The sequence below is a fragment of the Sphingomonas kyeonggiensis genome, assembly GCF_014204495.1.
Taxonomy (GTDB): Bacteria; Pseudomonadota; Alphaproteobacteria; order Sphingomonadales; family Sphingomonadaceae; genus Sphingomonas; species Sphingomonas kyeonggiensis_A.
In genome coordinates this window covers 930,276-955,893 of the sequence record NZ_JACHLN010000002.1, presented here as the reverse complement: position 1 = coordinate 955,893, position 25,618 = coordinate 930,276, and the positions used below count along the sequence as shown (strand labels likewise).

Here is a 25,618-nt window from a genome sequence, read left to right as displayed (position 1 = left end):
TAGGCTTCATCCAAGCAATGCCCCAAGCCCTCCACCTCTACACCATCCCCCCGCACCGCGCCTTCGCGGATGCGCTGGCGAACGGGCTGATCCAGCGCTTCGGCAGCGACCCGATGGGCCTCGCCCGGGGTCTCGTCCTCCTCCCCAACAACCGCGCCAAGAAGGCGATCCAGGACGCCTTCGTCCGCGCCAGCGGTGGCGGCTTGCTGCTGCCCCGCCTCGTCGCGGTCGGCGATCCCGAGCTTGACGAAGCGGTGTTCGATGCCGCCGCCGATCCCGATCCCGTGCCCCCCGCGGTCAACCCGCTCCAGCGCCAGCTCATCCTCGCCCGCCTCATCCAGCAGGCCGAACCCCGCCACGACGCCGCCGAAGCCATCCGCCTCGCCGGCGACCTCGCCGAAACGCTCGACCAGCTGCTGATCGAGGAAGTCCCGCTCACTCGCCTGACCGACCTCAAGTTCGAAGGCGAGCTGCAGAGCCATTGGGACAAGTCGCTCAACCTGTTCCGCATCGTCCTCGAGCGCTGGCCCGGCGAGCTCGCCCGGCTCGGCCGCATCGATCTCGCCGATCGCCGCCGCCGGCTGATCGACAAGGTTGCCGATCGCTGGACCGCCAACCCGCCGCAAGGGTTCGTCTGCGCCGCCGGCATCACCGCCAGCGCGCCCGCCATCGCCCGGCTCCAGCGCGTCGTCGCCGGGCTGCCCCAGGGCATGGTCGTCCTCCCCGATCTCGCCATCGCCATCTCGGAGGCCGAATGGGACATGCTCGGCCCGCACGCGCCCGATCCCGTCACGGGCCGCCGCAAGCGCAACCTCGAGACCCATCCGCAATTCCACCTCAAGCTGCTGCTCGAGCGCATGTCGGTCCACCGCAGCGAGTTCGATCCCTGGATGTTCGCCAGCGAGCATGACGCCGCGCCCTCGCGCAGCAAGGCGATCGCCTCGGCGATGCAGCCGCCCGAACTCACCCATGGCTGGACCACGCTGCCCGAGCATGAGCGCCGGCTCGACGGCGTGCGCGTCCTCGAAGTCGCCACGCCCGCAGAGGAAGCCCAGGCGATTGCGCTAGCCCTGCGGCAGGTGCTGGAAACCCCCGAGCGCACCGCCGCGCTGGTCACGCCCGATCGCGCGCTCGCCCGCCGCGTCGCCGCGCACTGCGCCCGCTGGGGCATCGCCGTCGACGATTCCGCCGGCCAGCCACTGTCGATCCTGCCGCCGGGCACGTTGCTGCTCGCGCTCGCCGACGCTGCTGCCCAGCGCTTCGCCCCGCTGCCGCTGCTAACCCTGCTCAAGCATCCGCTGGTGATGCCCGAGGCGCGCACCGAATGGCTGGAAGGTGCCCGCCTGCTTGACCGCGCGCTCAGAGGCCCGCGCCCGGCGCCTGACCTCGCCGGCATCGATCGCCATCTCGCCGAGCAGGAGGGTAGGGACGGCCCCATTCGCAAGGCCGCCCAGGCCTGGTGGCCCACGGCCAAGGCACTGCTCGCCCCGCTCGAAGCCGCGTTCGGCGCCGGCGCCCAGCCGATCCCCACACTCCTCGCCGCGCTGCGCGAAACCGCCCAGGCGCTCGGCGGCGACGCGCTATGGAGCCGCGCCGAGGGCCGCGCCGCCGCGACCCTGCTCGACGATCTCGAACGCGAAGCGGTGGACGGCCCCCAGCGCGCCGAACCCGACACGCTCGCGCCGATGCTGCGCACCCTGATGGACGGCATCGCGGTGCGCCCGCCCCAGGGCGGCCATCCGCGCCTCGCCATTCTCGGCCAGCTCGAAGCGCGCCTGCAGACCGCCGACCTGATGATCCTGTCGGGCCTCAACGAAGGCGTCTGGCCAAGTCTGCCCGCGCCCGACCCCTGGCTCGCCCCGCGCATCCGCGCCGAGCTCGACCTGCCGGGCCTGGAACGCCGCATCGGCCTCGCCGCGCATGACCTTGCCGGCGCGCTCGGCGCCCCCGAAGTGCTGCTCACCCGCGCCCGTCGCGACGCCACCGCGCCGACGATTGCCTCGCGCTTCTGGCTCCGCCTCGAAGCCTTGTCCGGAGGCCTCGACCGCGCGCCCGATCTCGCCGCCTGGCTCCACGCGATCGACAATCCCGGCGCCCATGAACCCGCCGACCGCCCGGCGCCGCAACCGGCGGTGGAAGCCCGCCCCAAGGCGATCTCGGTCACCGAAGTCGATCGGTTGAAGGCCGATCCCTATGCCTTTTACGCCCGCCGCATGCTCAAGCTCGCGCCGCTCGATCCGGTCGATGCCGATCCCAGCGCCGCGTGGAGGGGCACGGCGGTACATGACGTTCTTCAGAAATGGTTCGAGCTCGATAATTGCGATCCGGCCAGGCTCCGTGCCCGCGCCGAGGCGATGCTGGTCGATGAGCGCACCCATCCGATGATGCGCGCGCTCTGGCAGCCGCGCCTGATGGAAGCGATCGACTGGATCGCCCGCCAGATCGCCGAGAACCCGGACCGCAAGGTGCTCGCGGTCGAACTCGACGGCGATATCGAGTTCGAAGGCGTCAAGCTGCGCGGCAAGTTCGATCGCATCGATCGCCTGCCCGATGGCAGCCTCGCGATCATCGACTACAAGACCGGCCAGCCCCCCAGCACCCGCGCCGTCCGCGCCGGGTTCAGCCTCCAGCTCGGCCTGCTCGGCCTGATCGCCGAGCGGGGCGGGTTCCAGGATATCGAGGGCATCGCCCGCGCCTTCGAATACTGGTCGCTCGCCCGCTCCCCGCGCACCGGCGGCTTCGGCTATGTCGACAGCCCCGTCGATCCGAAGAAGAAGGAGCCGATCCCGGCCGAGGAATTCGTCGACCTCGCCGCACACCATTTCGGCGACGCCGTGCGGCAATGGCTGACGGGCGACGAACCCTTCACCGCCAAGCTCCACCCCGAATACGCGCCATACGCAGAGTATGACCAGCTGATGCGGCTCGACGAATGGTATGGCCGTGAGTGAGGTCAGCGCCCAAGCCCCACACTGCTCCCCGGCGAAAGCCGGGGCCCAGGGCTTCTCTGCCGTGTCGCTTGTGACCCTGGGGCCCGGCCTTCGCCGGGGAGCAGCTGCACCTCAAACCCACACCCTAACCCGTCATCCCCGCGAAGGCGGGGATCCAGGGTTTCTCTGCCCCGCCAGTCCTGCTTGGCTCTGGATCCCCGCCTGCGCGGGGATGACGAGTATAGAAAATGTCTGAAGTCCGTCAGCTTCATCCCCTGAAGGGTAACCAGAGCCGGGCGAGCGACCCGGAGCGCCATATCTGGCTGTCCGCGTCCGCAGGCACCGGCAAGACGCAGGTGCTGGCGGCACGGGTCTGGCGGTTGCTGCTGCACGGTACTGATCCGGGTGCGATCCTCTGCCTCACCTTCACCAAGGCGGGCGCGGCCGAGATGTCGGAACGTATCACGAGCCGCCTCGCTCGATGGGTGCGGATCGATGAGAGTAGCCTGCGTGCCGACCTCGCTTCGCTGGGCGAGACTGCGACAGAGCAGATGATCGGCAAGGCCCGCCAGCTCTTCGCCAAGGTGCTCGATGCGCCCGGCGGCGGCATCCGCATCCAGACGATCCACAGCTTCTGCCAGTCGCTGCTCGCCGCCTTCCCGATGGAAGCCGGCCTCGTCCCCGGCTTTCGTCCGCTCGACCAGCGCGAGGAAGCCGTGCTCTCCCGCGAGGCGCTGGCCGAAATGCTGGTCGATGCCGAGCGCGACGGGCGCGGCTGGATCGTCGATGCAGTCGGCGCGCTGTCGCTGCGGCTGGGCGAGGGCAAGGCCGAGGATTTCCTCAAGGCCTGCGCCCGCGAAGGCGAAGCGCTCGCCGCGCTGCCTCAACCGATCCAGCTCCATCTCCGTAAAGCGCTGAAACTCCCCGAAGGCGACGTGGACGCCGAGATCGCCCGCCGCTGCGCCGACGACAGCTTCGACCTCGCCAGCCTGCGCGCGCTCACCGTGATGAACGCCGATTGGGGCACGGGCAGGGGGCTTGAGCGCGCCGATATCGCCGCTGCCTGGCTCGGCCGCAGCCCGGAAGCCCGCGCCGCCAGCCTGGCCGATCTCCATTCAATCTGGGCCACCGCCAAGGGCGAGCCGCGCTCCTTCGGCAAGGGGCAGGCGCCGCAGGAGTCGGCCTATGCCGATTACGCCATGCGGCTGTTCGAGACCTGCGGCCAGCTGCTCGGCATGAAGACCCAGGCCGCCTATGCCGATCTGCTCGCCCGCGGGCTGGAGGCAGGCCGCGTCTATGCCGAGACCTATGCCCAGGCGAAGCGCCGCCTCGGTGCAGTCGATTTCAACGACCTGATCCACCGCACCGTCGCGCTGCTCGCCGAGCCCGGCATGGGCGAATGGGTGCGCTTCAAGCTCGATACCGCGACCGAGCATGTCCTGATCGACGAGGCGCAGGACACCAATCCCCAGCAATGGGCGATCGTCAGCGCGATCGCGGACGAGTTCTTCGTGGGCGAGGGCGTCCGCGCCACGACGATGCGCACGCTGTTCACCGTCGGCGACTACAAGCAGGCGATCTTCGGCTTCCAGGGCACCGATCCGATCTTCTTCCGCGCCGCCTTCGAGCGCTTCCTCGCGCTGTCGCGGGTCGAGGCCGATCCGGACTATGAATTCGACGAGGACAAGCCCGAGCCCCGCGAAGTCGAGGAGCTGTCGCTCACCCACAGCTTCCGCTCGACCAAGCCGGTGCTCGAATTCGTCGATGCCGCGCTCGGCGCCTTGCCGCTGCCCGGCATGGGCGAGCTGTCGGACAGAGAACTCCACGACAGCCGGGTGCCGGGCCCCGGCAGCGTCACGCTCTGGCCGCCGGTCACCGAGGGCGGCAGCGAGGCCGACGAGGAGGAATGGGTCAGCGACGCCACCCGCGAGCTGGCCGGGCGCATCGCGCGGCAGGTGCGCGACTGGTGGCAGGGCGGCATGATGCTGGAGAGCAAGGGCCGCCCGCTCCAGCCCGAGGATGTGATGATCCTGGTCAAGCGTCGCGGCGAGCTTGCCTCGCTGATCGTCGCGCGGCTCTATGCCGAGGGCGTGCCGGTGGCGGGCGTCGATCGCCTGCGGCTGAACGCGCCTTTGGCGGTGCAGGATCTGCTCGCCGCGATCCGCTTCGCCTTGCAGCCCGAGGACGATCTGTCGCTCGCATCCCTGCTTGTGTCCCCCTTGATAGGCTGGTCGCAGGAGGAGCTAATGGACGCTTCGGTCCGCACCAGTGGCGGACTCTGGCGTCACCTGCGTCGGACGCAGCCCGAGGAGCGTCTGGCGCCGCTCTACGCACTCCTCGCACGCGCTGACATCGCCACCCCCTATCGCTTTCTGGAAGAACTACTTTCCGGTCCTTTGGACGGTCGCCGCAAGCTGTTGCGCCGGTTGGGCGAGGAAGCCCGCGATCCGATCGAAGAACTGCTCAACGCGACGCTTAATTTCGAAAAGGTTGCGACCCCGTCGCTGCAACGCTTCCTCGACTGGTTCGATCGCGGCGATGTCGAGATCGTCCGCGATTCGGCCCAGCCCCAGGCGGCGGTGCGGGTGATGACCGCGCACGGCGCCAAGGGCCTGCAGGCGCCCTTGGTCATCCTGGCGGACGCCACCGTCGATCCCACGCGCTCCCCGCGCGACTTTCTGGGCTGGGAACCGTCTGTTGCGTCCGGAAAGCTGCCGATCTTCCGGCCCCGGTCCTCTGAGCGCGGCGTGCTGGCCGAAGTCATCGAAACGGCCGACGCGCGCGAACTTAGCGAACATTGGCGTCTCTTCTATGTCGCAGCCACCCGCGCCGAGGAGAAGCTGGTCGTCGCCGGGGCTTTGGGGCCGATGGCCAAGGGCGTGCCCCCGGCCAGGAGCTGGTACGCCGCCAGTGCCGCCGCCTTGGATGCCCTCGGTGTGCCCGAGGGAGAAGTACGCGAATTCAGGGGCTTGAACCCCCAGCCACCGGTCGCCGTGAAGCCGCGCCCGGCCGAGGTCGCCGCCGAAGTCGCGGTCCTGCCCGACTGGGCCCGCCGCCCGGCGCCCGAGGAAGCCCGCCCGCCGCGCCCCCTCGCGCCGTCGTCGCTGGGTGACGACGCGGTCGCCGATCCGCCCCCCACGCCGGCGCTGCGCGCAGCCGCCGAACGTGGGCGGCTCCTCCACGCGCTTTTCGAGCGATTGCCGTCGGTTAGCCCTTCGGACCGCCAGGCCGCGGCTGAGCGCTGGCTGGCCGGGGCAGGCGGCGTAGCCGAGGCCGCCCTCAGGGCGGAACTGGTCGCGGCAGCCCTGGGCGTCACCGAAAACCCGGACTTCGCCGCGCTGTTCGGCCCCGATTCCCTCGGCGAGGCTCCGATCGCGGCGGTGGTGGGAGAGGGCGTGGTCGTCTCCGGTACGGTCGATCGGCTGGTGGTCACGCCCGATCACGTCCGGGTGATCGACTTCAAGACCGGCCGCCGTGCACCCGCGACACTGGCCGAGATCCCGCCCTATCACCTGCGCCAGATGGCCGCCTATGTCGCTGCGCTCAGGGTGATTTTCCCCGGCCGCACGGTCGAGGCCGGGTTGCTCTACGCGGCGGGCCCGGTCCTCCATCTGCTGCCCGAGGAATTGCTGGCGGCGCACAAGCCCGGCTTCGTGCCCACGGAGCAAAGCTTGGCCTTGCGCGCTTGACCCTGCGCGGGTCGATCATAGATTAGGCCCCGACATCGTATCAGGAGTTCTTCCATGGCCACCAAGGCTACCACCGACGCCACCTTCGCAACCGACGTTCTTGAGTCCGGCAAGCCCGTGCTCGTCGATTTCTGGGCGGAGTGGTGCGGCCCCTGCAAGATGATCGCCCCCGCGCTCGAGGAACTCGGCGAGGAGCTGGCCGATCAGGTGCAGATCATCAAGATCGACATCGACGAGAATCCCGACGCGCCGACCAAGTACGGCGTGCGCGGCATCCCCACGATGATCCTGTTCAAGGACGGCCAGCCGGCCGCCACCCAGGTCGGCGCGATGCCGAAGAGCGCGATCAAGCAGTGGGTGCAGAGCAAGCTCTGAGCTGATTGCATCCCGGTCCGGCAGTCGCTGGACCGGGGGCCTGCCGGTCAGTTCCGCCAGATCAACTGCGATAGTCGGCGTTGATCGAGATATATCCATGCGTCAGGTCGCAGGTCCACACAGTGGCGCGGCCTTCGCCAAGCCCGAGCTCGACTCCGACTTCGATCTCGCGGCCCTTGAGGTGCTCGGCGACCGGCGCCTCGTCATAGCCCTCCACCGCCAGCCCGTCGCGGGCCACCTGGGTGGCGCCGAAGCGGATCGCGAGGCGGTCGCGCTCGGCGGGCTCGCCGGCCTTGCCCACGGCCATCACCACGCGGCCCCAATTGGCGTCCTCGCCGGCGATCGCGGTCTTCACCAGCGGCGAATTGGCGATCGACATCGCGATTCGGTGCGCGCTGGCATCGCTCTCGGCGCCCTCCACCGTGATCTCGATCAGCTTCTGCGCCCCTTCGCCGTCGCGCACGACGAGCAGCGCCAGCTGGTGACAGAGGTCCTTGAGCGCGGCCCGGAACGCGTCGGCGCCGTCATCCTCGTCGCTCGCCAGCACCGCGTTGCCCGCGCTGCCGGTGGCGAAGGCCAGCACCGTGTCGCTGGTCGAGGTATCGCCGTCCACGGTGATGCACGAGAAGCTCTTGCCGTTGGCGTCGCTCAGCGCGGTCTGCAGGAAGGCAGGATCGACCGCGGCATCGGTGAAGATGAAGCCGAGCATCGTCGCCATGTCCGGCGCGATCATGCCCGATCCCTTGATGATCCCGGCGAGCTGCACGGTCTTGCCGCCCACCACCGCGCGGGTCACCGCGCCCTTGGCGAAGGTGTCGGTGGTCATGATCGTCGCGGCGGCGTCTTCCCAGCCGCACGGCTCGGCGGTGAAGGCATTGTCGAGCCCGGCCTCGGCCTTGTCGATCGGCAGCGGCACGCCGATCACGCCGGTCGAGGCGACGAACACGTCGGAGGGCTGGCAGCCGAGATGCGCGGCGGCGCGGGCGGCGATCGCCTCCACGGCGGCGCGGCCGCGATTGCCGGTGAAGGCGTTGGAGTTGCCGGCATTGACCACCAGCGCGCGGGCAGTGCCCAGCGGCAGCGCCTTGCGGCACCATTCCACTTCGGGCGAGGGGCATTTGCTGCTGGTCAGCACGCCCGCCACCGTCGTGCCCGGCGCCAGCTCGACAAAGGTCAGGTCGCAGCGGTCCCAGTTCTTGTAGCGCGCCCGCGCCACGCGGGTGGTCACGCCGGGGATCACCGGCAGGGCGGGGAAGGGCAGCGCGAGCGGGGAGCGTTCGATGGACATGGGCTAACCTGTTGCTAAGTTGCCGTCCGCTTCGGGCAAGCGGGGGGAAAGATCAATGGTTTTGGGAGCAAGTGTGTCGGTGATCCTGGCGATGGCGTTCGCCGGGCAGGATGCGGGGGCAAGCGCCGAGCCGAGGCCGACGCCGATCACGCCGCTGAGGTGGCTGAGCGATGACGATTATCCCACAAAGGCATTTGCCCAGCACGCCAATGGGACAACGGGCTTCCTGCTCCGCGTGGATGCGACCGGCAAGGTGACGGACTGTCGCGTCGCCGAGACCTCGGGTTTCATAGAGCTGGATCAGACCACCTGCGGGGTCCTGCTGGCACGCAGCAAGTTTCAGCCGGCCCGTGATGCAGGCGGCGTGGCCATCGTCAGTATCTACAAGGGCAGCTTCACCTGGAAGTTCCCCGGCGACAGCGACAAGCGCATCAAGGAAATGCGGCCGGAGCCGCTCGGGATTGAGCTGAACCTCAAGAAGATCCCGACGGGTTATGCGCGCCCCGCCTTGCTGCGCGTGCATTTCACCGCCGAAGGCAAGCCCGATTCATGCCGGGCGGAGGTCAGCAGCGGCAGCATCCCGCTCGACAAGGTCGCGTGCGACCAGGCGATGGCGCAGGCTGTGCGTCCCGATCCCCGTCCGGACGGGCTGCGGCCGGATACCCGCATGGTGCTGGTTTCCGTCGACGTACCCAAGGCCCCCTGACCAATCGCGGTTAAGTGTGCCGAAGGTACGAAGGAGCGCGTAGACAAAGGTCCGGTACCCGTTACCAATGCGCGGGTACCTAGAGAATCGAGAGGAAAAAGATGATCTTCGCTACCCTGCTGGCGCTTGCCGGCCAGACTGCTGTGCCACCGATCATGACGATTACGGTGCAGAAGCTTCCGGCCACCTATACCAAGGCGCCGATTGTCCATCTCGACTTCACCAGCAAGGGCACGGTCTCCACGTGCACGCTCGAGCAGTCGAGCGGCAGCCCGGGCATCGACAAGGTCGCCTGCCAGCAGGTGCAGAGCCTCACCTTGCCGGTCGAGAAGGGCAAGGCGCCGGAATCGCGCTCGGCTGCGGTCGAGTTCGTCACGGGAGCTCCGGCGAAGTAACGCAGAAGTCAGTTCCGTGCGGAAGTCCAATTGGGGGGGCGACGGCAGGGAGAATCTATGCGTACCGAACTTCAGAAGATCGAAGGTGAATTCACGCAGCGTGCCGCGACCGAATCCGATAACGACGCGAAGCTCCACGCCCTGGCCAGGGCGCGCTTTGCCGAGGGCGGATTCGGGCCGCAGTGGAACTATCATTCGATGGTGTTCCTCAAGCGGCAGGTAATCTCGCGGATCCTCTATCAGGACATGCTCTATCGCCAGATCCTCGACGTGCCCGGGGTGATCTGCGAATTTGGGGTGCACTGGGGCGCGACCATGTCGTTGCTCGTCAATCTGCGCGGCATGTATGAGCCGTTCAATCACAGCCGCCGTATCGTCGGCTTCGATACGTTCAGCGGCTTTGTCGATGTCGACGCCAAGGATGGCGGCTTTTCCAATGCGGGCGACTATTCGACGTCGCAGGGATACGAGGCGCAACTGGCCGAGCTGCTCTCGCTGCATGAGAGCTTTTCGCCGATCCCGCAGATCCAGAAGTACGAGCTGGTGAAGGGCGATGTGAGTGCCACGCTGCCGGACTGGCTGGAGAAGAACCCCCAGGCGGTCGTCTCCATGGCGATCTTCGACATGGACGTGTTCAAGCCGACCCGCGACGCGCTCGAGCTGGTGCTGCCACGCCTCACGCGCGGTTCCCTGCTCGTGTTCGACGAACTCAATTGCCCGCATTTCCCCGGGGAAACGCGAGCACTCGATGAGATCGTCGGGCTCGGCAATCTGCGCCTGCGTCGCTTCCCGCATCAGCCCTATTGCGCCTGGGCGGTATGGGGCGAGTGACCCGGCTGCGGCGAGGCGACACGTCCGGCCGAGCTTTTAGTTAGACGAATGCCATAGCAGTCACTATGTCTGTGTTGCGCCCGCCTGGCTGGCGGGCGCTAGTCACGTCACAGAGATTGCTTTGGAACTGCTGCTTCTCCTGACTGCCTTCCTCGCGAGCCTGACCGGCATCGGTCAGGCCGATCGCGGTGGAATCCGGCAGGTCCAGGGCATCGCGGTGGTCCAGGCGGCCCAGTCGGCCCAGGCTGCGGTGCTTCCGGCCCGCCGCGCTGCGCCGGCGCCCGCGGTGCCGCTCCTTCGCCCCGAAAAGGCCAGGCCGCTTGCGGCCGTGCAGACCGCGCTTGCCGCGTCGCACCTGCCTTTCGAGCGCCGGCTCGAATGAGCTTTTTTGCGGCCCGCTGAAACGCGGAGCCGTACTTTTCCGTTTCCGCATCCAAACGGGCGCTGGCCATTGCCTGCGCGCCCGTCCGACCACCTTAAGACATAGACTGGAAAATCCATGCTCGGCGGTTTTGCCAAGACCCTGTTCGGTTCCTCGAACGATCGCTACGTCAAGTCGCTCGACGGTATCGTCAAGAAGATCGCCGGCTTCGAGCCCGCGCTGCAGGCGATGAGCGACGAGGAGCTCTCGAACCAGACCGTGAAGTTCCGCGAGCGCCTCGCCAATGGCGAGAAGCTCGACGCGCTGCTCCCCGAAGCCTTCGCCACGGTGCGCGAGGCTGCCAAGCGCGTGCTCGGCCAGCGCCATTATGACGTGCAGATGGTCGGCGGCATCGTGCTCCACCGCGGCGAGATCGCCGAGATGCGCACCGGCGAGGGCAAGACCCTGGTCGCCACGCTCGCGACCTATCTCAACGCGCTGCCGGGCGATGGCGTGCACGTCGTCACCGTCAACGACTATCTCGCTTCGCGTGACGCGGACTGGATGGGGCGCGTCTATCGTTTCCTCGGGCTCACCACCGGCGTGATCATTCCGAACCTGTCGGATCATGAGCGCCGCGAGGCCTATGCCGCGGACATCACCTACGGCACGAACAACGAATTCGGCTTCGACTACCTTCGCGACAACATGAAATATGATCGCGCGTCGATGACGCAGCGTCCCTTCAACTTCGCGATCGTCGACGAAGTCGACTCGATCCTGATCGACGAGGCGCGCACTCCGCTGATCATCTCGGGCCCGACCGACGACAAGTCCGAGCTCTATATGGGCGTGGACGTGGTCGTGAAGCAGCTCGTGCCCGAGGATTACGAGAAGGACGAGAAGCAGCGCACCATCGTGCTGACCGAGGACGGCACCGAGAAGGTCGAGCGCATGCTCGAGGCCGCCGGTCTGCTCCAGGGTGCCAATCTCTATGACTTCGAGAACACCCAGGTCGTCCACCACCTGAACCAGGCGCTGCGCGCGAACGTGATGTTCAAGCGCGACATCGACTATATCGTGAAGGACGACAAGGTCGTCATCATCGACGAGTTCACCGGCCGCATGATGGACGGCCGCCGCTGGTCGGACGGCCTGCACCAGGCAGTGGAAGCCAAGGAAGGCGTCAACATCGAGCCCGAGAACCAGACGCTCGCCTCGATCACCTTCCAGAACTATTTCCGCATGTACCCGAAGCTGGGCGGCATGACGGGCACCGCGGCGACCGAGGCGCCGGAATTCTTCGACATCTACAAGATGAACGTCGTCACCATCCCGACCAACCTGCCGGTGCAGCGCGTCGACGAGGAGGACGAGTTCTACAAGACGCTCGACGAAAAGTTCGCTGCGATCGCCAAGAAGATCAAGCTGCACTCCGCCAAGGGCCAGCCGGTGCTGGTCGGCACCGTCTCGATCGAGAAGAGCGAGATGCTCTCCGAGTTCCTGGAGAAGGAAGGCGTGGAGCATAGCGTGCTCAACGCCCGCCAGCACGAGCATGAAGCGCATATCGTCGCGCAGGCGGGTCGCCTGGGTGCGGTGACCATCGCCACCAACATGGCCGGCCGCGGTACCGACATCCAGCTGGGCGGCAACCTTGAATTCCGCGTCCATGACGAGCTTTCCGAAATGGAGGAAGGCCCCGCCAAGGAAGCGGCGATCCAGCAGATCAAGGCCGAGATCGATGCCGAGAAGCAGAAGGTGAAGGAAGCCGGCGGCCTGTTCGTGCTCGGTACCGAGCGCCATGAGAGCCGTCGCATCGATAACCAGCTGCGCGGCCGTTCGGGCCGCCAGGGCGATCCGGGCCTGTCGCGATTCTACCTCAGCCTGGACGATGATCTGCTGCGCATCTTCGGTTCGAACACGCTGTTCGCCAAGATGATGCGCAACAATATCGAGGATGGCGAGGCGATCGGCTCGAAGTGGCTGTCCAAGGCGATCGAGACCGCGCAGCGCAAGGTCGAGGCGCGCAACTACGACATCCGCAAGCAGGTCGTCGAATATGATGACGTGATGAACGACCAGCGCAAGGTGATCTACGAGCAGCGCGCGGACATCATGGATGCCGAGACGGTGGGTGACGTCGTCGCGGACATGCGCGCGGAAACGGTCAACGCCATCGTCGGCGAATATTGCCCGCACGGCTCCTACCCCGAGCAGTGGAAGGTCGAGGAGCTCAAGGAGAAGCTGGTCGGCACCCTCAATGTCGAGGCGCCGGTCGATCAGTGGATCCGCGACGAAGCGCAGATCGAGCCGGAAATGGTCGAGGAGCGCATCCGCACCGCAGCCGACCAGCTGGTCGAAGCCAAGGCGGCCGACCTCGAGCCCGAGACCTGGAGCCCGATCGAGAAGTCGATCCTGCTGCAGAATCTCGACCATCACTGGAAGGAGCATCTCGCGATGCTCGATGCGCTCCGTCAGGTCGTCCATCTGCGCGCCTATGCCCAGAAGACGCCGATCAACGAGTACAAGCACGAAGCGTTCGCGATGTTCGAGCGCATGCTCGGCCAAATCCGCGAGGACGTGACGCGCACGCTCGCCTTCGCCCAGTTCCGCATGGAGCCGGCACCCGAGCTGCCGCAGCTGCCCGACTTCCTGACCACGCATATCGACCCGCTGACCGGCGACGACGATACCTATGACTATGACGGCGGTGCTGCCGGCCTGGTCACCACGCGGCTGCCGCAGCTGGGGATTCCCCAGCCGTCGCCTGAGGATCTCGGCACCGATCCGGCGCAGTGGGAAGGGCTGGTCAGCCGCAACGCGCCGTGCCCGTGCGGCTCGGGCCGCAAGTACAAGCATTGCCACGGCCAGGTGGCCTGATCCGGTTGGGGCGGACCTTGGGTCCGCCCTCCCAAATCCCGTCATCCCCGCGCAGGCGGGAATCCAGGGCAAAGAGCGCATCGCCTGTAACCCTGGATTCCCGCCTGTGCGGGGATGGCGATTCCTGGGGGCGCGGCGAATCCGGGAAGCTTGTCAGCTTCAGTGCCGCGGAAACCAGCTCTTGGCGTGTACTTCGTGTACTTTCGCGAGTGGTCCTCGCCGCCGGTGTTGGAACGGGCCCGGTCTCAGGCAAAAGAAAAGGGAGGGCTGACTGGCCCTCCCTCTCGAAGTCCTTCCCGCGCGGGCAGGAAGGGTTTTCGTGCCCGCTTACTTTGCGGTCGGCATCTGGATCGACGGGCCAAGGCGGTTGACCACTTCGTGCGCGTCGAAGGCGCGGACATTGTCGGCCGGCTTCGGACCCTTGCCCATTACTACTTCGGCCATCGCTTCATATTGGGTGACGGTGCGATAGTCCCAGTCGCGATCGCGCCAGAAGGGATCGTCATAGAAGGGATCCCAGCTGCGCCAGCCCCAGCGCGGGCCGCGATAGAAGCGCCAGGACGGGCTCCAATATCCCCAGGGACCGCCGCCCCAGCCGGGGCCGCCCCATGCGCCCGGCGTACGGACGACGTCGGTCTTCTTCTCGGTGTCGCGATCCGCGAGCACGAAATAGTCGAAGCCCTGCTGCAGGGTGAGCTCGGCCGCCCGATAGAGCAGGTAGCGCTCGACCGTCTCGCGCGCCGTCAGGCTGTTGCCCGCGAAGCTGACGCGGAAGCGATTGCTTTCGATCTGGGTGTCCGAATAGCCGTTGCGCGCGGCGGTGCCGTTGCCCGTTGCCGGCTGATAGGGGGTCGCGGTCATACAGGCGGACAGCGAGATGCTGCCGGCGAGGATGAGAGCCAGCGCTGCGATCCGGGGGCGCTTGGGAGTTCTCAACATGCTTCTCTCCGAGGGTTAGGTCTGGTCACTGCTATGACGGAACGAACGCGTGCCGACAGGGATGTGTCCGCGACGGAGCGTGCCATAAGTACGATTGACAGCGCCTGAACGGTCACGGGCAACTCACGCGAGTCGTTCGGGAACTTCCATGGCGTCTTCCGCCAGCGTGTCGCGCGGGGCCATCGCCTCCCAGGGGAAGACGAACCAGTCCTTGTCGATCGAACGGTCGATCCGGCGCGAGCGATAATCGACCTGCTGCGACGAGCGGATATTGTCGAGCAGCACGGCGAAGCGGATGCGGCTGGCGATCGCGCCCTCGGCAGCCAGTTCGGCGCGAAGCTCGCCGATCGTCTTGCCGCTGTCGTTGATGTCCTCGACGAACAGCAGCCGGTCGCCGTCGCGCGTCCGCCGGGCGAGCACCGATACCAGTTCCTCGCCGAACTGGGCGATCTTGGTCGAATAGTCGATCGAGACCAGCGGCAGGCCCATGCGGTGCGACAGGAATACCGCCGGCGTCAGCCCGCCGCGGCCGATGCCGACCAGAAGGGTGGGGTTCCAGGCCTCGGCATCGCCGGCGATGGCGTGGATGCCCGCGACCATCTCCTCGTGGGTGAAATGGGTGAAGACGATGCTCAAGCGTGTTCCTCCGCATAGGCGTCTACCCGGGCGAGGTGGGTGGCGACTTCGTCGTCCGAAAGGAACGAGCCCAGGAAAGAGTTCCGCGCCAGCGTCACCAGGTCGCGGCGGCTGAGATCGCGGCCCTGCGCGATCGCGCGGTAATTATCGGCGACATAGCCGCCGAAATAGGCCGGGTCGTCCGAATTGACTGTCGCGCGCAACCCGAGCTCGAGCATCCGGTCGATCGGATGCACATCGACCGAGGCCACATTGCACAGCTTGACGTTGGAAAGCGGGCAGACGGTCAGCGTCATCGACGAGCGGGCGAGACGGGCGACCAGCGCCGGGTCCTCGAGGCTGCGATTGCCATGGTCGAGCCGGTCGACCGCGAGCAGGTCGAGCGCTTCCTCCACATAGGCGGGTGGGCCTTCCTCGCCGGCATGGGCGACACGCTTGAGGCCCATCGCGGCGGCGGCGGCGAAGACGCGCTCGAACTTGGAGGGCGGATGGCCGACTTCCGAGGAGTCGAGGCCCACGCCGGCGATCCGGTCGATCCAGGGCTGGGCCTGGGTCAGCGTCTTGAAGGCGTCTTCCTCGTCGAGATGGCGCAGGAAGCAGAGGATCAGCTTCGAGGTGATGCCGAGCCGGCTCTCGGCCTCGTCCATGCCGGCGAGCAGGCCGTTGGCGACTACCCCGAAGGGGATGCCGCGGTGCGTGTGGGTCTGCGGATCGAAGAAGATCTCGGCATGGACCACGCCGTCCTTCGCCACGCGCTCGAAATAGGCGAGGGCCAGGTCGCGGAAATCCTCCTCGGTGCGCAGCACGTCGGCGCCGGCATAATAGATGTCGAGGAAGTCCTGCAGGTTCGAGAACTCATAGGCCGCGCGCACTTCCTCCACCGAGGCGAAGGGGATGGCGACGTTGTTGCGCTGGGCAAAGGCGAACATCTGCTCGGGCTCGAGGCTACCTTCGATGTGAAGGTGCAGTTCCGCCTTGGGCAGGCCGGCGATGAAAGTGTCGAGGTCTCGCATCGCGGGAACATCGCAGGCGCGCGAGAGAGTCGCAAGGGGAGGGCGTGTCGGTTGCCCTCAGAGGGGATGTGGCGCGGATAGTCCCTGTTGGCCGGCCCGCCCGGACTCGTCTTCCTCCGGTGGGTCGGCATCCTTGTGATCATCGTTGCTCGAACGTCGCCACGCGCTGGGCGACATGCCGAATTCCGAACTGAACCAGCGGGTGAACGCGGCCGGCGACGTATAGCCCAGCATCTCGCCGACGGTGGCGAGCGAGTGGACATTGTTGAGCAGGTGCCGGACCACCAGCTCCTTGCGGACGGCGTTCAATACCGCGCTGAACCCGGTGCCTTCGGTTTCGAGGCGGCGCTGGAGCGTGCGCGGGGAAACGCTGAGATGGCGCGCCACGCTCTCGATCGAAGCGTTGCCCGAGGCGAGCAGGAGATAGAGCGCCTGGCGGGCGCGGTCCGTCTGGCTCTGTGGCGGGGCCGAAGGGAATTGCGCCTCGAAATAGCTGTTGGCGTAGGCGGCGAGGTTGGCGCGGTAGCTCGGATTGCGCGCCCGCAGCGCCTCGCGGCTGTAGACGATCCCGTTCACATCGCTCCCGAAGACTACCGGGCAGCCGAGTATGCGGTGATGGAATTCCAGCGAGCGGGGGGCGGCATGCATGAAGTGCAGGCAGTCCGGCTTCCACCGTTCGCCGCCGATCTCGGTAAAGGCGCGGGACAGGATCGAGCCTACCGCTTCATGCGCCTGGCGCGGCACGAAGTCGATGTTGCTGATGATCTGGGTCCGCACCAGTGCGCTGTCGCCGCCGAGCTCGAAGTTGAAGGTCAGCAGGTCGCCGAGCAGGTGCTGGTAGCGGACCAGCATGCGGATGGCGTCCTCCAGCGTTTCCTGCTGCTGCAGAACCAGGCTTATCGGGCCGAAGGAGGACAGATCCTGCCGTTCGGCGAGAAGCATCGCGAAATGCGGGCAGTTCCCCTCGATGGCCGAGCGTTCGAGGATCGATGCGATCGCGCCCCGGGGCAGTCTTTCCTCAGGATTGCGAAGTTGTGATGGGCTGACTCCGGTGTCGGCAAGTATGCGATAAGGATCGAGGCCAACGTCCAGGGCGACCGAAACATAGTTCCTCAGTATGGCCGCACGTGCAGACGCCATGCAGGACCCTCCCCATGCCCGGAGTGCATCCGGAACATTACGAATCCTATGCGTGGTGGCGTGAACTGCCAAGTAGCTGGCGCGAAATGCAAAGCAGTCAGGCGCAGGTTGTCGTATTAATATCTGGGACACCGGTTTCCATGGGCAGGAAACCAGGGGCACGGAGAAAAAAATGGGGTTCGATGGGGTTTCGGCCGCCAGGCGTAACGCTGGCGCCGAAGGTAATGGGCTGCCTGAAGCGCCCGAGTCGGTTCGCTTTCCTGCAAATGATTCGCCCCCCGAGCCGTGCTCGCCAAGCGATCCTTCCGCACGTGCGCGCCTTACCGCGATGAGCGCGATGGCGGCGGCAATGGCGCATGAACTCGCCCAGCCGCTCACCGCGGCCAGCAACTATATGCTGGGCTGCGCTTCGGTCATCCGCCAGCGCATCCATGGGCTGGAGGAACTGCTGGGCTTTATCGAGGACGCGGCGGCCCAGACCGCGCGGGCTTCGGATATCGTGCTGCGGATGCGCACCTTCGTGAAGACGGGTCGCGTCGATGTGCGCCCGGAGTGCCTGGTCGAGATGCTTGATGCCGTCAGCGCCCGGCTTTCTTGCCTTGAAGATGTCGAGGTGGTTCGCAGCTTCGATCCGGGATCGACCTGCGTGCTTGCCGATCGCATCCAGATCGAGATGGTGCTCTCCAACCTGTTGCTCAACGCCGCGCAGGCCATGTGGAACAGCCCGGTCCGCAAGATCGAGATTTCGAGCTGGACCGAAGGCGAGCGCGTCCGCATCCGCGTGGCGGACACGGGGCCTGGTATTCCCGTCGGCGTGCGGGAGCATCTGTTCGAGCCGATGGTCAGCACAAAGGTGGACGGCACCGGCCTCGGCCTCGCCATCTCGCAGACGATCGTCGACGCGCATGACGGCACGCTGACCATCGAGCCGGCCGAGCCGGGGGAGGGCGCCGTGTTCGTTCTCGCCCTGCCGCGTGGACCCGAGTTCATCTGAGTTACCCCCCGAGAGGCCCATTCCCCACCGGGCCTCTGAAGCCCCGCCCGTCCCCTCACGGGCGGGGCTTTTTCGTTGGAGTCGGGAAACGATCTCGGGCGTGCGGATACGCGAAACGCCGCATGCGCGATTGCGCTGCGGTTCAAATTTCTTTGTTTTTGAAGAGTTTGTGGTGGCTCCCTGAGTAGGATTCGAACCTACGGCCGCTCGATTAACAGTCGAGAGCTCTACCGCTGAGCTATCAGGGATCACCATCTTTCCGCGCGGTGAACCGCAGCGGAGGCGGCCCTATGCAGCGGGTTTTCGAGGATTGCAAGGGGTCAGGCGACGAATTGTTCCATCGTAATGCGATCATCGAGCGCATGCTCGGGATCGAAGAGCAGGGTGAGGTCGCGGTGATGGTCGATCTCGATGTCCACCCGCGCCACATCGCGCACTTCGCGCTGGTCCGCGACCGCGCTGACCGGGCGCTTGTCGGCCTCCAGCACGCGAATCGTGATTCGCGCCTTGTCGGGCAGGATGGCCCCGCGCCAGCGCCGGGGACGGAAGGGGCTGATCGGCGTCATCGCCAGCATGCCCGAGCCCAGCGGCAGGATCGGCCCCTGGACGGAGAGGTTGTACGCGGTCGAGCCCGCGGGCGTGGCGATCAGCATGCCGTCGCACACCAGCTCGGGCAGCACGACGCGATCGTTGACCGTCACCTCGAGCTTCGCGGTCTGGCGCGTCTCGCGCAGGAACGAGACTTCGTTGATAGCCGGCAGCTCGAATCGCTCACCCGTGGTGTTGACCGCGTGCATCTTGAGCGGGCTGACCTTGAACGGCTTGGCCCGGGCCAGCCGCTCGTCCAGCCCCTCGCGGCGCCAGTCGTTCATCAGGAAGCCGACCGTGCCGAGGTTCATGCCGAACACCGGCAGGTTGCGGCGGCCCTCCAGCAGCGTGTGGAGGGTCTGGAGCATGAAGCCGTCGCCGCCCAGGGCGACGATCGATTCGGCCTGGTCCAGCGGCACCCATTCATAGGCCTCGCGCAACTCGTCTGCGGCGAGCTGGGCGGGTTCGGTGGGGGAAGCGAAAAGCGCGCGCAACTGGCTCATCCGCCGGTGACACTCATGTGGCGACGCGTGGCCGGAGCAGCCCCGGCTGCGATGCGGAAATCATGGCGGGCAGGCTTTCGGCGAAGCGAATCATCTATCGCCGCGTCCAGGGCGAGGGATTCGGAACTGCGGAGGGCGGCTTTCAAATCCACGCCTTCATCGTGGCCCAGGCACATATAGAGCTTTCCGTCGGTGGCGAGGCGGACGCGGTTGCAGCCGTCGCAGAAATTGGCGGTGAGCGGGGTAATCAGGCCCAGCCGCGTATCCGAGCCCGCGACGCGCCAATAGCGCGCGGGGCCGCCGGTGCGATGCGTATCGGGCACGAGATCGAAGCGATCGCGCAGATCGGCGAGCACCCCGCTCAGCGGCAGGAAGCGATCCACCCGATCCTCGTCGATCTGGCCGAGCGGCATCGTCTCGATCAGGGTGAGGTCCATGCCGCGCTCGACCGCCCAGGCGAGCATCGGCGCGACCTCGCCCTCGTTCAGCCCCTTGAGCGCGACCATGTTGAGCTTGACCGCAAGCCCGGCATCCTGCGCCGCGGCAATGCCCGCCAATACCTTCGCCACGTCCCCATGCCGGGTGACATGGCGGAAAACCTCGGGATCCCGGCTGTCGAGACTCACATTGACCCGGCGCACCCCGGCATCGCGCAGCGCCACGGCATGCTCCGCCAGCCGCGTGCCGTTCGTCGTCAACGTGACTTCGTCCAGCCCCTGGCCGAGATGCCGCCCGACGCGACGGACCAGCTCGATCGTGTCGCTGCGCACCAGCGGCTCGCCGCCGGTCAGCCGGATTTTGCGCACGCCGCGGGCAATGAAGCGATCGGCGATCAGCGCCAGCTCATCGAGGCTCAGCAATTCATTTCGGGGCAGGAAGCGCATGTCCTCCGACATGCAGTAGCGGCAACGCAGATCGCAGCGATCCGTCACCGAAATCCGCAAATACTGGATCGCGCGGCCATGGGCATCGATCAAGGCGGACGCGGCTGCCATGTAAAGGCAGGTAAGCATGAAGATAGCGGTGGGCAAGCGTTCGCGTTATCGAGGGCGGAATGTCTGAAGATTTCACAGTCATCGAAGGCGCCAATGCAGACGCTGCACCGGTGTTCGTCCTCAGCTTCCGCCAGCGCGACGAAGTCGCGGCGGCAGCGGCGGGAGGCGGCTGGCGGGTCGTAGCGGCCCGGCGATCGGACGCGCTGGAGCGCCGCTTCCTGGGCAGCGGCGCTGCCGTCGCGGTGATCGACGCGCGCGGCGCGCTTTCCGAGGGACTGGATGCCGCGAAGGTCCTGGGCCCGACGATCGAGGCGCATGGCGCGGCGATGCTGATCCTCGTGTCGCAGAGCGACACGGTGCACATGCGCTATTTCTTCGACGCCGGCGCGACGCATTTCCTGTCGAGCCCGATGTCCTCGGCGGCGATGGCGCATGCGATCCGCTTCGCCCAGCGCCATGTCGAGCGGCTCTCGGGCTGGCATGGCCAGGAAAAGGGGCCCGCCGAGCCGCTCGGCTGGCGCTTCGATCCGGGCATGCGCTCGCTCCAGGTGACGCCGGCGCTGGCGAGCCTGCTCGGCCTGCCCGAGGCACCGGGCACCCGCAGCTTCTTCGCCAAGCTCGACCTTGCCGACCGGGTGCTGGCACGCAGCGCGCTGCGCCGCCTCAATGCCGAGACCCCGTCCACCGCGTTCGCGCATGACCTGGCCGGTGTCGGGCGGGTGGTGCAGCACCTGCAATATGATGCGCAGACCAACCGGCTGCACGCGCTGGTCGAGGCGCTGGGCGTGGCGCCCGACGCCAATGCGGCGGTGCGCGACGCGCTGACCGGCGCACGCGACGGGCCCAGCGCCCGCCGCTGGATCGACCGCCGGCTGGCCGAGGGCGGCAAGGTGGGCATCGTGCTGATCGGGCTGACGCGGTTCGAGACGGTCAACACCGCCTATGGCCGCACCGTGGGCGACGAGCTGCTGCGCAGCGTCTCGCGCCGCGTGGGCGAAGTGGCGCGCGAGGCGCTGGGCAAGGGCGCGATCGTCGCGCGGATCGGCGGTTCGGAATTCCTGGTCGCCAGCGACGATGCGGATGCCGCGCGGATCGGCACCGCTGCTGCGCGGCTGGAGGATGCGCTGGCCCGGCCCTTCGTCGCGGGCGGCGACATCGCCCCGCTGGGCGCGCGGCTGGTGACCGGGGCGAGCCAGGCGGGGGACACCGCCGCCGCGATGCTGCGCCGGGCGAGCGAGGCGCTGCTCGGCGACGTGCCGCTGGAAAAGGGCGCGCCGCCGGTCGATGTGCTGGTCGACAGCCTGCACCGGGCACTGGAGCGCAGCGAGATCGGCGTGCTGTTCCAGCCCCAGGTGGCGATCGCGACCGGGCAGATCATCGGCGTGGAGGCGCTGGCGCGCTGGAACCACCCGGAATTCGGCGAGCTTGGCGCGGAGACCCTGTTCGCGACTGCCGAGCGTGCCGGGCTCGACGCGACCTTGTCGGACCATGTCCAGCGCCGGGCGCTGGCGGCGGCGGCCAACTGGCCGATGTCGCTGAGCAAGTTGCGGCTGTCGATCAACGTCACTGCCGGGGATGTCGCGCGATCGGGGTTCCTCGACGCGCTGCTCGGGCGGATCGATGCGAGCAACTTCCCGCGCAACCGGCTGACGGTGGAGATCACTGAGAGCGGCATCATGTCGGACCTGGGCGAGGCGGCGCGGCTGCTCACCATGCTGCGCGCGGCGGGATGCCGGGTGGCGATCGACGATTTCGGCACGGGCTATTCGAGCCTGGCCTATCTCAAGGCGCTGCCGCTCGACTATCTGAAGATCGACCGCAAGCTGAGCCAGGACATCACGGGATCGGCGCGTGACCGGGTGGTCGTGCGCGGGGTGATCGACATGGCGCGCTCGCTGGGGCTGTCGGTGGTCGCCGAGGGCGTGGAGACGGCCGAGCAGCTCGACCTGCTCGCCAAGGAAGGCTGCCAGTATTTCCAGGGCTATCTGTGTGCCGGTCCGGTGGACGTGCCGGCGCTGGCGCAGCTGGTGAGCCGGGCATGAGCGATCCGCGCGAGATGAGCGGCGTCTGGTATGGCCGCTATGCCAGCACCGGAGGCGACCAGGACAATGGCTTCATCGCCGTGCTCGAGGAAGCGGGCGGGTTGTTCTCCGGATCGATCAGCGAGCCGGACGGGCAGGGCGGCATCCGCAACGCATCGGTTGCCGGGCGGCGGAGCAGCGGGCTGATCCAGTTCGTGAAGCAATATCGCGGCCGGTGGCACCATGCGGTGTTCTACGAGGGCCAGATCGACGGCCAGGGCACCGAGGCGAATGGGCGCTGGCGGCTCGACGAAGGCACCACCGGCGGATTCAGCATGGAGCGGGAGAAATTCTCGGTCGAGGAGCTGGAGGCCGAGGAAGAGGAAGTGCTGGAGGTCCGGTAGGGGCGGTTGGGCTAAGCATCCCTGCTGTTCCCCGGCGAAGGCCGGGGCCCAGTTGCCACGTCTTTCGAGAGGTTCCCGCGCCATCGATGCTGCGCCGAGACTGGGCCCCGGCCTTCGCCGGGGAACTGGTTGGGGTGGGTGTCAGGGACAATTTCAGTGGCGGCTGAACGGCCCCATATCGTCATCCCCGCGCAGGCGGGGATCCAGGGCCAGTTTACCGAGGGCCTGTTGTCCGCGTTGCCATTTCCGGAAAGCACAGGTTCGATTGCGTCGATCACCCCGAACTACCCTGGATCCCCGCCTGCGCGGGGATGACGTGGTGATGGGGAGGGCGCGCGCCGCGAGTCTGGTGGTTCCCGGCGAAGGTCGGGGTCCAGTTGCCACGTCCTTCGAGAGGTTCCCGCGCCATCGATGCTGCGCCGAGCCTGGGCCCCGGCCTTCGCCGGGGAACTGGTTGGGGGCGCTAGGTCCATTCAATCCTCCCCCGGAGGGGGAGGGGGAGGGGGACCGCGTCGCGAAGCGGCGTGGTGGAGGGGGCTTGCCACAAGCGATATCGCCTGTGGCGTTCCCTCTCCACCACCGCCTTCGGCGGCGGTCCCCCTCTCCCTCCGGGAGAGGATTTGGAAGATTGTCACCCCTCCGGGTCGGCGCCGCGGCCTTCGGTTACGCGGTTGAGGGTGACGCCGGCATAGCGTGCCAGGCTGGCGAGCAGGGCGTTGGTCGCCGGATCGGCGGCGCCGGCGTCCTTCCAATAGGCGCCCATCGCCATGCTGGGGCCCATCAGCCCGATCGGATACATCGACATGCTGCGCACGAAGGTGGGGCGATAGGCGTCCACCGGCACCCGATCATCCTCATATATGTCGGGAATGTGGATCGGGCGCGCCTCGAGGATGGCCAGGCCCGAGATGCAATTCTCGATCGGGAAATCCGAGCCCGCCCAGAGCGGGGACATCGCGTCTTCGGCGATATAGGCCACGCGACTGCCGGTGCGACGGATCACGGTGACCCCGTCGCATCGCGCAATGGTGCGCGCGCAATCCCTCAGCACAGTGACCAGCTCGTCAATGGAGCTTGCATGCGACAGCCGGGCCATCGCTTCGGTCAGCAGTCGACGTTGCTCGAAACCATCCGGCTCCCTCAAGCCAAGCTCCTCGCGAGCGGCCCCGTTCAGGGGCGCGCCTGATTCAATCACATCCGTCACGGCCAGATACGCAGCCTTATGATTATCGGTTCAACACGAGACCTGCCAAAACGGGTCGGCTTCAAAACAAAGAAGCCACGCCAAGACCGAACCTCCCCCGAGGTCTGGCCTTTCGCCGAGCGACAGAATCTCACCCTGCATCCTGAACGCAGTTGCAGCATGCGCAATTACGCAAAAATACAGGTCGATCTGCCCTGTCTCAGTTCGGGGCGCGCAGGGCGGAGACCGCCGCCGCCGGCAGGTTGCGCACCACGCCGCTGACGATCGGGTGGCGACCGTTCGCGCGTGCGGGAGCGGCGGCGGCATCCGTGCGGAAGGCGCTGGTGAGCTCGGCCAGGGTTTCGGCTTCCTGTTCGAGCGTGCGGGTGGCGGCGGAGGTTTCCTCGACCATCGCGGCGTTCTGCTGGGTGCCGCGGTCCATCGCACCGATCGCGGTGCTGACTTCGCCGATCGCGACGGCCTGCGCCTTGTTGTCCTGCGCCATGGTGCCGAGCAGGGCGTGGACTTCGCCGACATCGCTCGAGATGTTGGCGAGCGCGCCATCGACCTTCATCACGGCATCGACGGCGGTGACCACTTCGGCCTGGGTGGTGGTGAGCTGGTCGCGGGCGCGGCCGGCCTCTTCCTCGGCGCGCATGGCGAGCGCGCTGACCAGGTCGGCGACCACGGCGAAGCCGCGACCCGCCTCGCCGGCGCGGCCGGCTTCGACGGCGGCGTTCATCGCGAGGACGCGGGTCTGGAAGGCGATCTTGTCGAGACCCTCGATCACCGTGTCGATGCCCTTGGCGCTTTCCGACACGCGGTTCATCGCCTCGACCGCCTGATGGGCGACGCTGCGGCCGTCATCGACAGTGGCGATCGCCTGGTCGGCGCGGGCGACGGTCGACTGGGCGGCGCGGGCGGTGTTGCTCGAGCGGCTGTCCATCTGCGAGACGGCGGCGTTGGTCTCCTCGAGGCTGGCGGCATTGGCCTGGGTGCGGCGGGCGAGATCGTCCGATGCCTGGGCGATCTCGTGGATCGTGCCGTTGATCCGCTGCGAGCCGGCGGTGACCGCGCGGATCATGTCCTGCATCTTGGCGAGCGTGTGGTTGTAGCTGCGCTCGAGCGAGGCATAGGTGGCGGGCATGTTGGCGAGCTGGCGGGTGAGGTCGCCATCGGCGAGCGCGGCCAGCGCCTCGTCGAGCGCCTGCACGGCCTTTTCGCGGGCGACCTGCTCCTCCTCGAGATAGATCGAGATGGAGAGCTCCATGTCGAGCAGCGCGGCCTTGCTGAGCGCGGCGGGCAGGGCGGCGGCGGCGCGGGGGCGGAAGGCGCCCACCAGGCGGCGCCACAGCGGGGTGCGCGCCATCGTGGCTTCGATCAGGTGCTCCAGCACCAGCGCATAGCCGCCGACATACCAGCGCGGCTCGAGCCCGATGCGCGAATGGGTGGCGCCGATGCGGCGGACGCTCTGATAATATTGCTCGTCGAAATTGCCGTCCATGATCCGGCCCCAGTGCTTTTCCTGGGCCGACTGGGCGCCGCGCATGTGATCGGCGTTCGAGAAGAAGCGGGCGGTCTCCGGCGTGGCGCGGACGCGGGTGTAGAAACGATCAAGGGCCTTGCCGATCACCGAGCGGATCAGCGTGCTGTTGGCGGAAAGCGTGGCACGCTGCGCGGGTCCCATCTCCATGTACGCGAGACGGGACGAGAGATGATCGGTCACTTGGGGGATTCTCCTTGGGAT

General features: G+C 67.3%; 20 protein-coding genes and 1 tRNA gene. 11 read left to right on the top strand and 10 right to left on the bottom strand.

The window, feature by feature from the left end; genetic code table 11:
* The first annotated feature begins 17 nt into the window (after nt 1-17).
* The 3 genes from addB to trxA all read left to right on the top strand — a co-directional run bounded on the left by addB (nt 18) and on the right by trxA (nt 6,994).
* Nucleotides 18-2,951: a double-strand break repair protein AddB gene (gene addB / locus HNP52_RS12075; protein WP_184167261.1), complete on the top strand. Its 2,934-nt coding sequence runs from the start codon at nt 18-20 to the stop codon at nt 2,949-2,951.
* A 227-nt stretch (nt 2,952-3,178) separates the two neighbouring features.
* Nucleotides 3,179-6,619: a double-strand break repair helicase AddA gene (gene addA / locus HNP52_RS12070; RefSeq protein WP_184167257.1), complete on the top strand. Its 3,441-nt coding sequence runs from the start codon at nt 3,179-3,181 to the stop codon at nt 6,617-6,619.
* 54 nt (nt 6,620-6,673) lie between these two features.
* The gene (trxA, locus tag HNP52_RS12065) at nt 6,674-6,994 is read left to right on the top strand and encodes a thioredoxin (RefSeq protein WP_184167254.1); all 321 of its coding nucleotides are present in this window, start codon (nt 6,674-6,676) and stop codon (nt 6,992-6,994) included.
* Between the two features lie 61 nt (nt 6,995-7,055).
* On the opposite strand, the gene argJ is transcribed toward trxA, so the two are convergent.
* Nucleotides 7,056-8,282 carry a bifunctional glutamate N-acetyltransferase/amino-acid acetyltransferase ArgJ gene (gene argJ / locus HNP52_RS12060; protein ID WP_184167251.1) on the bottom strand — a complete coding sequence of 409 codons (1,227 nt, stop codon included), beginning with the start codon at nt 8,280-8,282 and terminating at the stop codon, nt 7,056-7,058.
* A 73-nt stretch (nt 8,283-8,355) separates the two neighbouring features.
* Here argJ and HNP52_RS12055 point away from each other — a divergent pair, with 73 nt between their 5' ends.
* The 5 genes from HNP52_RS12055 to secA all read left to right on the top strand — a co-directional run bounded on the left by HNP52_RS12055 (nt 8,356) and on the right by secA (nt 13,455).
* Nucleotides 8,356-8,988, top strand: coding sequence for an energy transducer TonB (locus tag HNP52_RS12055; protein ID WP_184167248.1), 633 nt, complete (start codon nt 8,356-8,358; stop codon nt 8,986-8,988).
* Between the two features lie 101 nt (nt 8,989-9,089).
* On the top strand, nt 9,090-9,383 hold the full coding sequence (locus tag HNP52_RS12050; RefSeq protein WP_184167245.1) for a hypothetical protein: 294 nt from the start codon (nt 9,090-9,092) through the stop codon (nt 9,381-9,383).
* Nucleotides 9,384-9,440: 57 nt separating this feature from the next.
* Nucleotides 9,441-10,214, top strand: coding sequence for a class I SAM-dependent methyltransferase (locus HNP52_RS12045; RefSeq protein ID WP_184167242.1), 774 nt, complete (start codon nt 9,441-9,443; stop codon nt 10,212-10,214).
* A gap of 121 nt (nt 10,215-10,335) precedes the next feature.
* The gene (locus tag HNP52_RS12040; RefSeq protein WP_184167239.1) at nt 10,336-10,596 is read left to right on the top strand and encodes a hypothetical protein; all 261 of its coding nucleotides are present in this window, start codon (nt 10,336-10,338) and stop codon (nt 10,594-10,596) included.
* Nucleotides 10,597-10,713: 117 nt separating this feature from the next.
* Complete coding sequence (secA, locus tag HNP52_RS12035; RefSeq protein WP_184167236.1) at nt 10,714-13,455, top strand: preprotein translocase subunit SecA; 2,742 nt, start codon at nt 10,714-10,716, stop codon at nt 13,453-13,455.
* Nucleotides 13,456-13,782: 327 nt separating this feature from the next.
* On the opposite strand, the gene HNP52_RS12030 is transcribed toward secA, so the two are convergent.
* The 4 genes from HNP52_RS12030 to HNP52_RS12015 all read right to left on the bottom strand — a co-directional run bounded on the left by HNP52_RS12030 (nt 13,783) and on the right by HNP52_RS12015 (nt 17,183).
* Nucleotides 13,783-14,394: a CC0125/CC1285 family lipoprotein gene (locus tag HNP52_RS12030; protein WP_184167233.1), complete on the bottom strand. Its 612-nt coding sequence runs from the start codon at nt 14,392-14,394 to the stop codon at nt 13,783-13,785.
* 123 nt (nt 14,395-14,517) lie between these two features.
* The gene (locus tag HNP52_RS12025; RefSeq protein ID WP_311768451.1) at nt 14,518-15,030 is read right to left on the bottom strand and encodes a phosphoribosyltransferase family protein; all 513 of its coding nucleotides are present in this window, start codon (nt 15,028-15,030) and stop codon (nt 14,518-14,520) included.
* Complete coding sequence (locus tag HNP52_RS12020) at nt 15,027-16,043, bottom strand: adenosine deaminase (protein WP_184167230.1); 1,017 nt, start codon at nt 16,041-16,043, stop codon at nt 15,027-15,029. Before HNP52_RS12020 ends, HNP52_RS12025 begins: the two co-directional genes overlap by 4 nt.
* Nucleotides 16,044-16,100: 57 nt before the next feature.
* A complete protein-coding gene (locus HNP52_RS12015) occupies nt 16,101-17,183 on the bottom strand; it encodes an AraC family transcriptional regulator ligand-binding domain-containing protein (RefSeq protein ID WP_184167227.1) in 1,083 nt (360 codons plus the stop codon).
* 349 nt (nt 17,184-17,532) lie between these two features.
* Here HNP52_RS12015 and HNP52_RS12010 point away from each other — a divergent pair, with 349 nt between their 5' ends.
* Entirely contained in the window at nt 17,533-18,177 is a 645-nt protein-coding gene (locus HNP52_RS12010) for a sensor histidine kinase (protein WP_184167224.1), read from the top strand.
* Nucleotides 18,178-18,350: 173 nt separating this feature from the next.
* Here HNP52_RS12010 and HNP52_RS12005 read toward each other — a convergent pair.
* The 3 genes from HNP52_RS12005 to moaA form a co-directional block, all read right to left on the bottom strand.
* A tRNA-Asn gene (locus HNP52_RS12005) sits at nt 18,351-18,425 on the bottom strand.
* 72 nt (nt 18,426-18,497) lie between these two features.
* Complete coding sequence (locus tag HNP52_RS12000) at nt 18,498-19,268, bottom strand: NAD kinase (protein WP_184167221.1); 771 nt, start codon at nt 19,266-19,268, stop codon at nt 18,498-18,500.
* Nucleotides 19,265-20,263, bottom strand: a complete 999-nt coding sequence (gene moaA, locus HNP52_RS11995) for a GTP 3',8-cyclase MoaA (protein WP_184167218.1) — start codon at nt 20,261-20,263, stop codon at nt 19,265-19,267. Before moaA ends, HNP52_RS12000 begins: the two co-directional genes overlap by 4 nt.
* A gap of 59 nt (nt 20,264-20,322) precedes the next feature.
* On the opposite strand from moaA, the gene HNP52_RS11990 reads away from it, so the two are divergent.
* Entirely contained in the window at nt 20,323-22,305 is a 1,983-nt protein-coding gene (locus tag HNP52_RS11990; protein ID WP_184167214.1) for a bifunctional diguanylate cyclase/phosphodiesterase, read from the top strand.
* Entirely contained in the window at nt 22,302-22,688 is a 387-nt protein-coding gene (locus tag HNP52_RS11985; RefSeq protein ID WP_184167211.1) for a hypothetical protein, read from the top strand. The genes HNP52_RS11990 and HNP52_RS11985 overlap by 4 nt, the downstream gene beginning before the upstream one ends.
* Before the next feature lie 631 nt (nt 22,689-23,319).
* Here the strand turns inward: HNP52_RS11985 and HNP52_RS11980 are convergent.
* The gene (locus HNP52_RS11980; protein WP_184167208.1) at nt 23,320-23,691 is read right to left on the bottom strand and encodes a hypothetical protein; all 372 of its coding nucleotides are present in this window, start codon (nt 23,689-23,691) and stop codon (nt 23,320-23,322) included.
* 400 nt (nt 23,692-24,091) lie between these two features.
* Complete coding sequence (locus tag HNP52_RS11975) at nt 24,092-25,597, bottom strand: globin-coupled sensor protein (RefSeq protein WP_311768450.1); 1,506 nt, start codon at nt 25,595-25,597, stop codon at nt 24,092-24,094.
* Nucleotides 25,598-25,618: the final 21 nt, after the last annotated feature.

Bases quoted from the DNA above. Each gene is read 5' to 3' on its own strand.
- HNP52_RS12000 (WP_184167221.1), bottom strand. From the start codon at position 19,268: ATGAGCCAGTTGCGCGCGCTTTTCGCTTCCCCCACCGAACCCGCCCAG.
- HNP52_RS12015 (WP_184167227.1), bottom strand. From the start codon at position 17,183: ATGGCGTCTGCACGTGCGGCCATACTGAGGAACTATGTTTCGGTCGCC.
- HNP52_RS12010 (WP_184167224.1), top strand. From the start codon at position 17,533: ATGGCGCATGAACTCGCCCAGCCGCTCACCGCGGCCAGCAACTATATG.
- HNP52_RS11990 (WP_184167214.1), top strand. From the start codon at position 20,323: ATGTCTGAAGATTTCACAGTCATCGAAGGCGCCAATGCAGACGCTGCA.
- addB (WP_184167261.1), top strand. From the start codon at position 18: ATGCCCCAAGCCCTCCACCTCTACACCATCCCCCCGCACCGCGCCTTC.
- moaA (WP_184167218.1), bottom strand. From the start codon at position 20,263: ATGGCAGCCGCGTCCGCCTTGATCGATGCCCATGGCCGCGCGATCCAG.
- HNP52_RS12050 (WP_184167245.1), top strand. From the start codon at position 9,090: ATGATCTTCGCTACCCTGCTGGCGCTTGCCGGCCAGACTGCTGTGCCA.
- HNP52_RS12045 (WP_184167242.1), top strand. From the start codon at position 9,441: ATGCGTACCGAACTTCAGAAGATCGAAGGTGAATTCACGCAGCGTGCC.
- HNP52_RS12030 (WP_184167233.1), bottom strand. From the start codon at position 14,394: ATGTTGAGAACTCCCAAGCGCCCCCGGATCGCAGCGCTGGCTCTCATC.
- HNP52_RS11985 (WP_184167211.1), top strand. From the start codon at position 22,302: ATGAGCGATCCGCGCGAGATGAGCGGCGTCTGGTATGGCCGCTATGCC.
- argJ (WP_184167251.1), bottom strand. From the start codon at position 8,282: ATGTCCATCGAACGCTCCCCGCTCGCGCTGCCCTTCCCCGCCCTGCCG.
- trxA (WP_184167254.1), top strand. From the start codon at position 6,674: ATGGCCACCAAGGCTACCACCGACGCCACCTTCGCAACCGACGTTCTT.
- addA (WP_184167257.1), top strand. From the start codon at position 3,179: ATGTCTGAAGTCCGTCAGCTTCATCCCCTGAAGGGTAACCAGAGCCGG.
- secA (WP_184167236.1), top strand. From the start codon at position 10,714: ATGCTCGGCGGTTTTGCCAAGACCCTGTTCGGTTCCTCGAACGATCGC.
- HNP52_RS12020 (WP_184167230.1), bottom strand. From the start codon at position 16,043: ATGCGAGACCTCGACACTTTCATCGCCGGCCTGCCCAAGGCGGAACTG.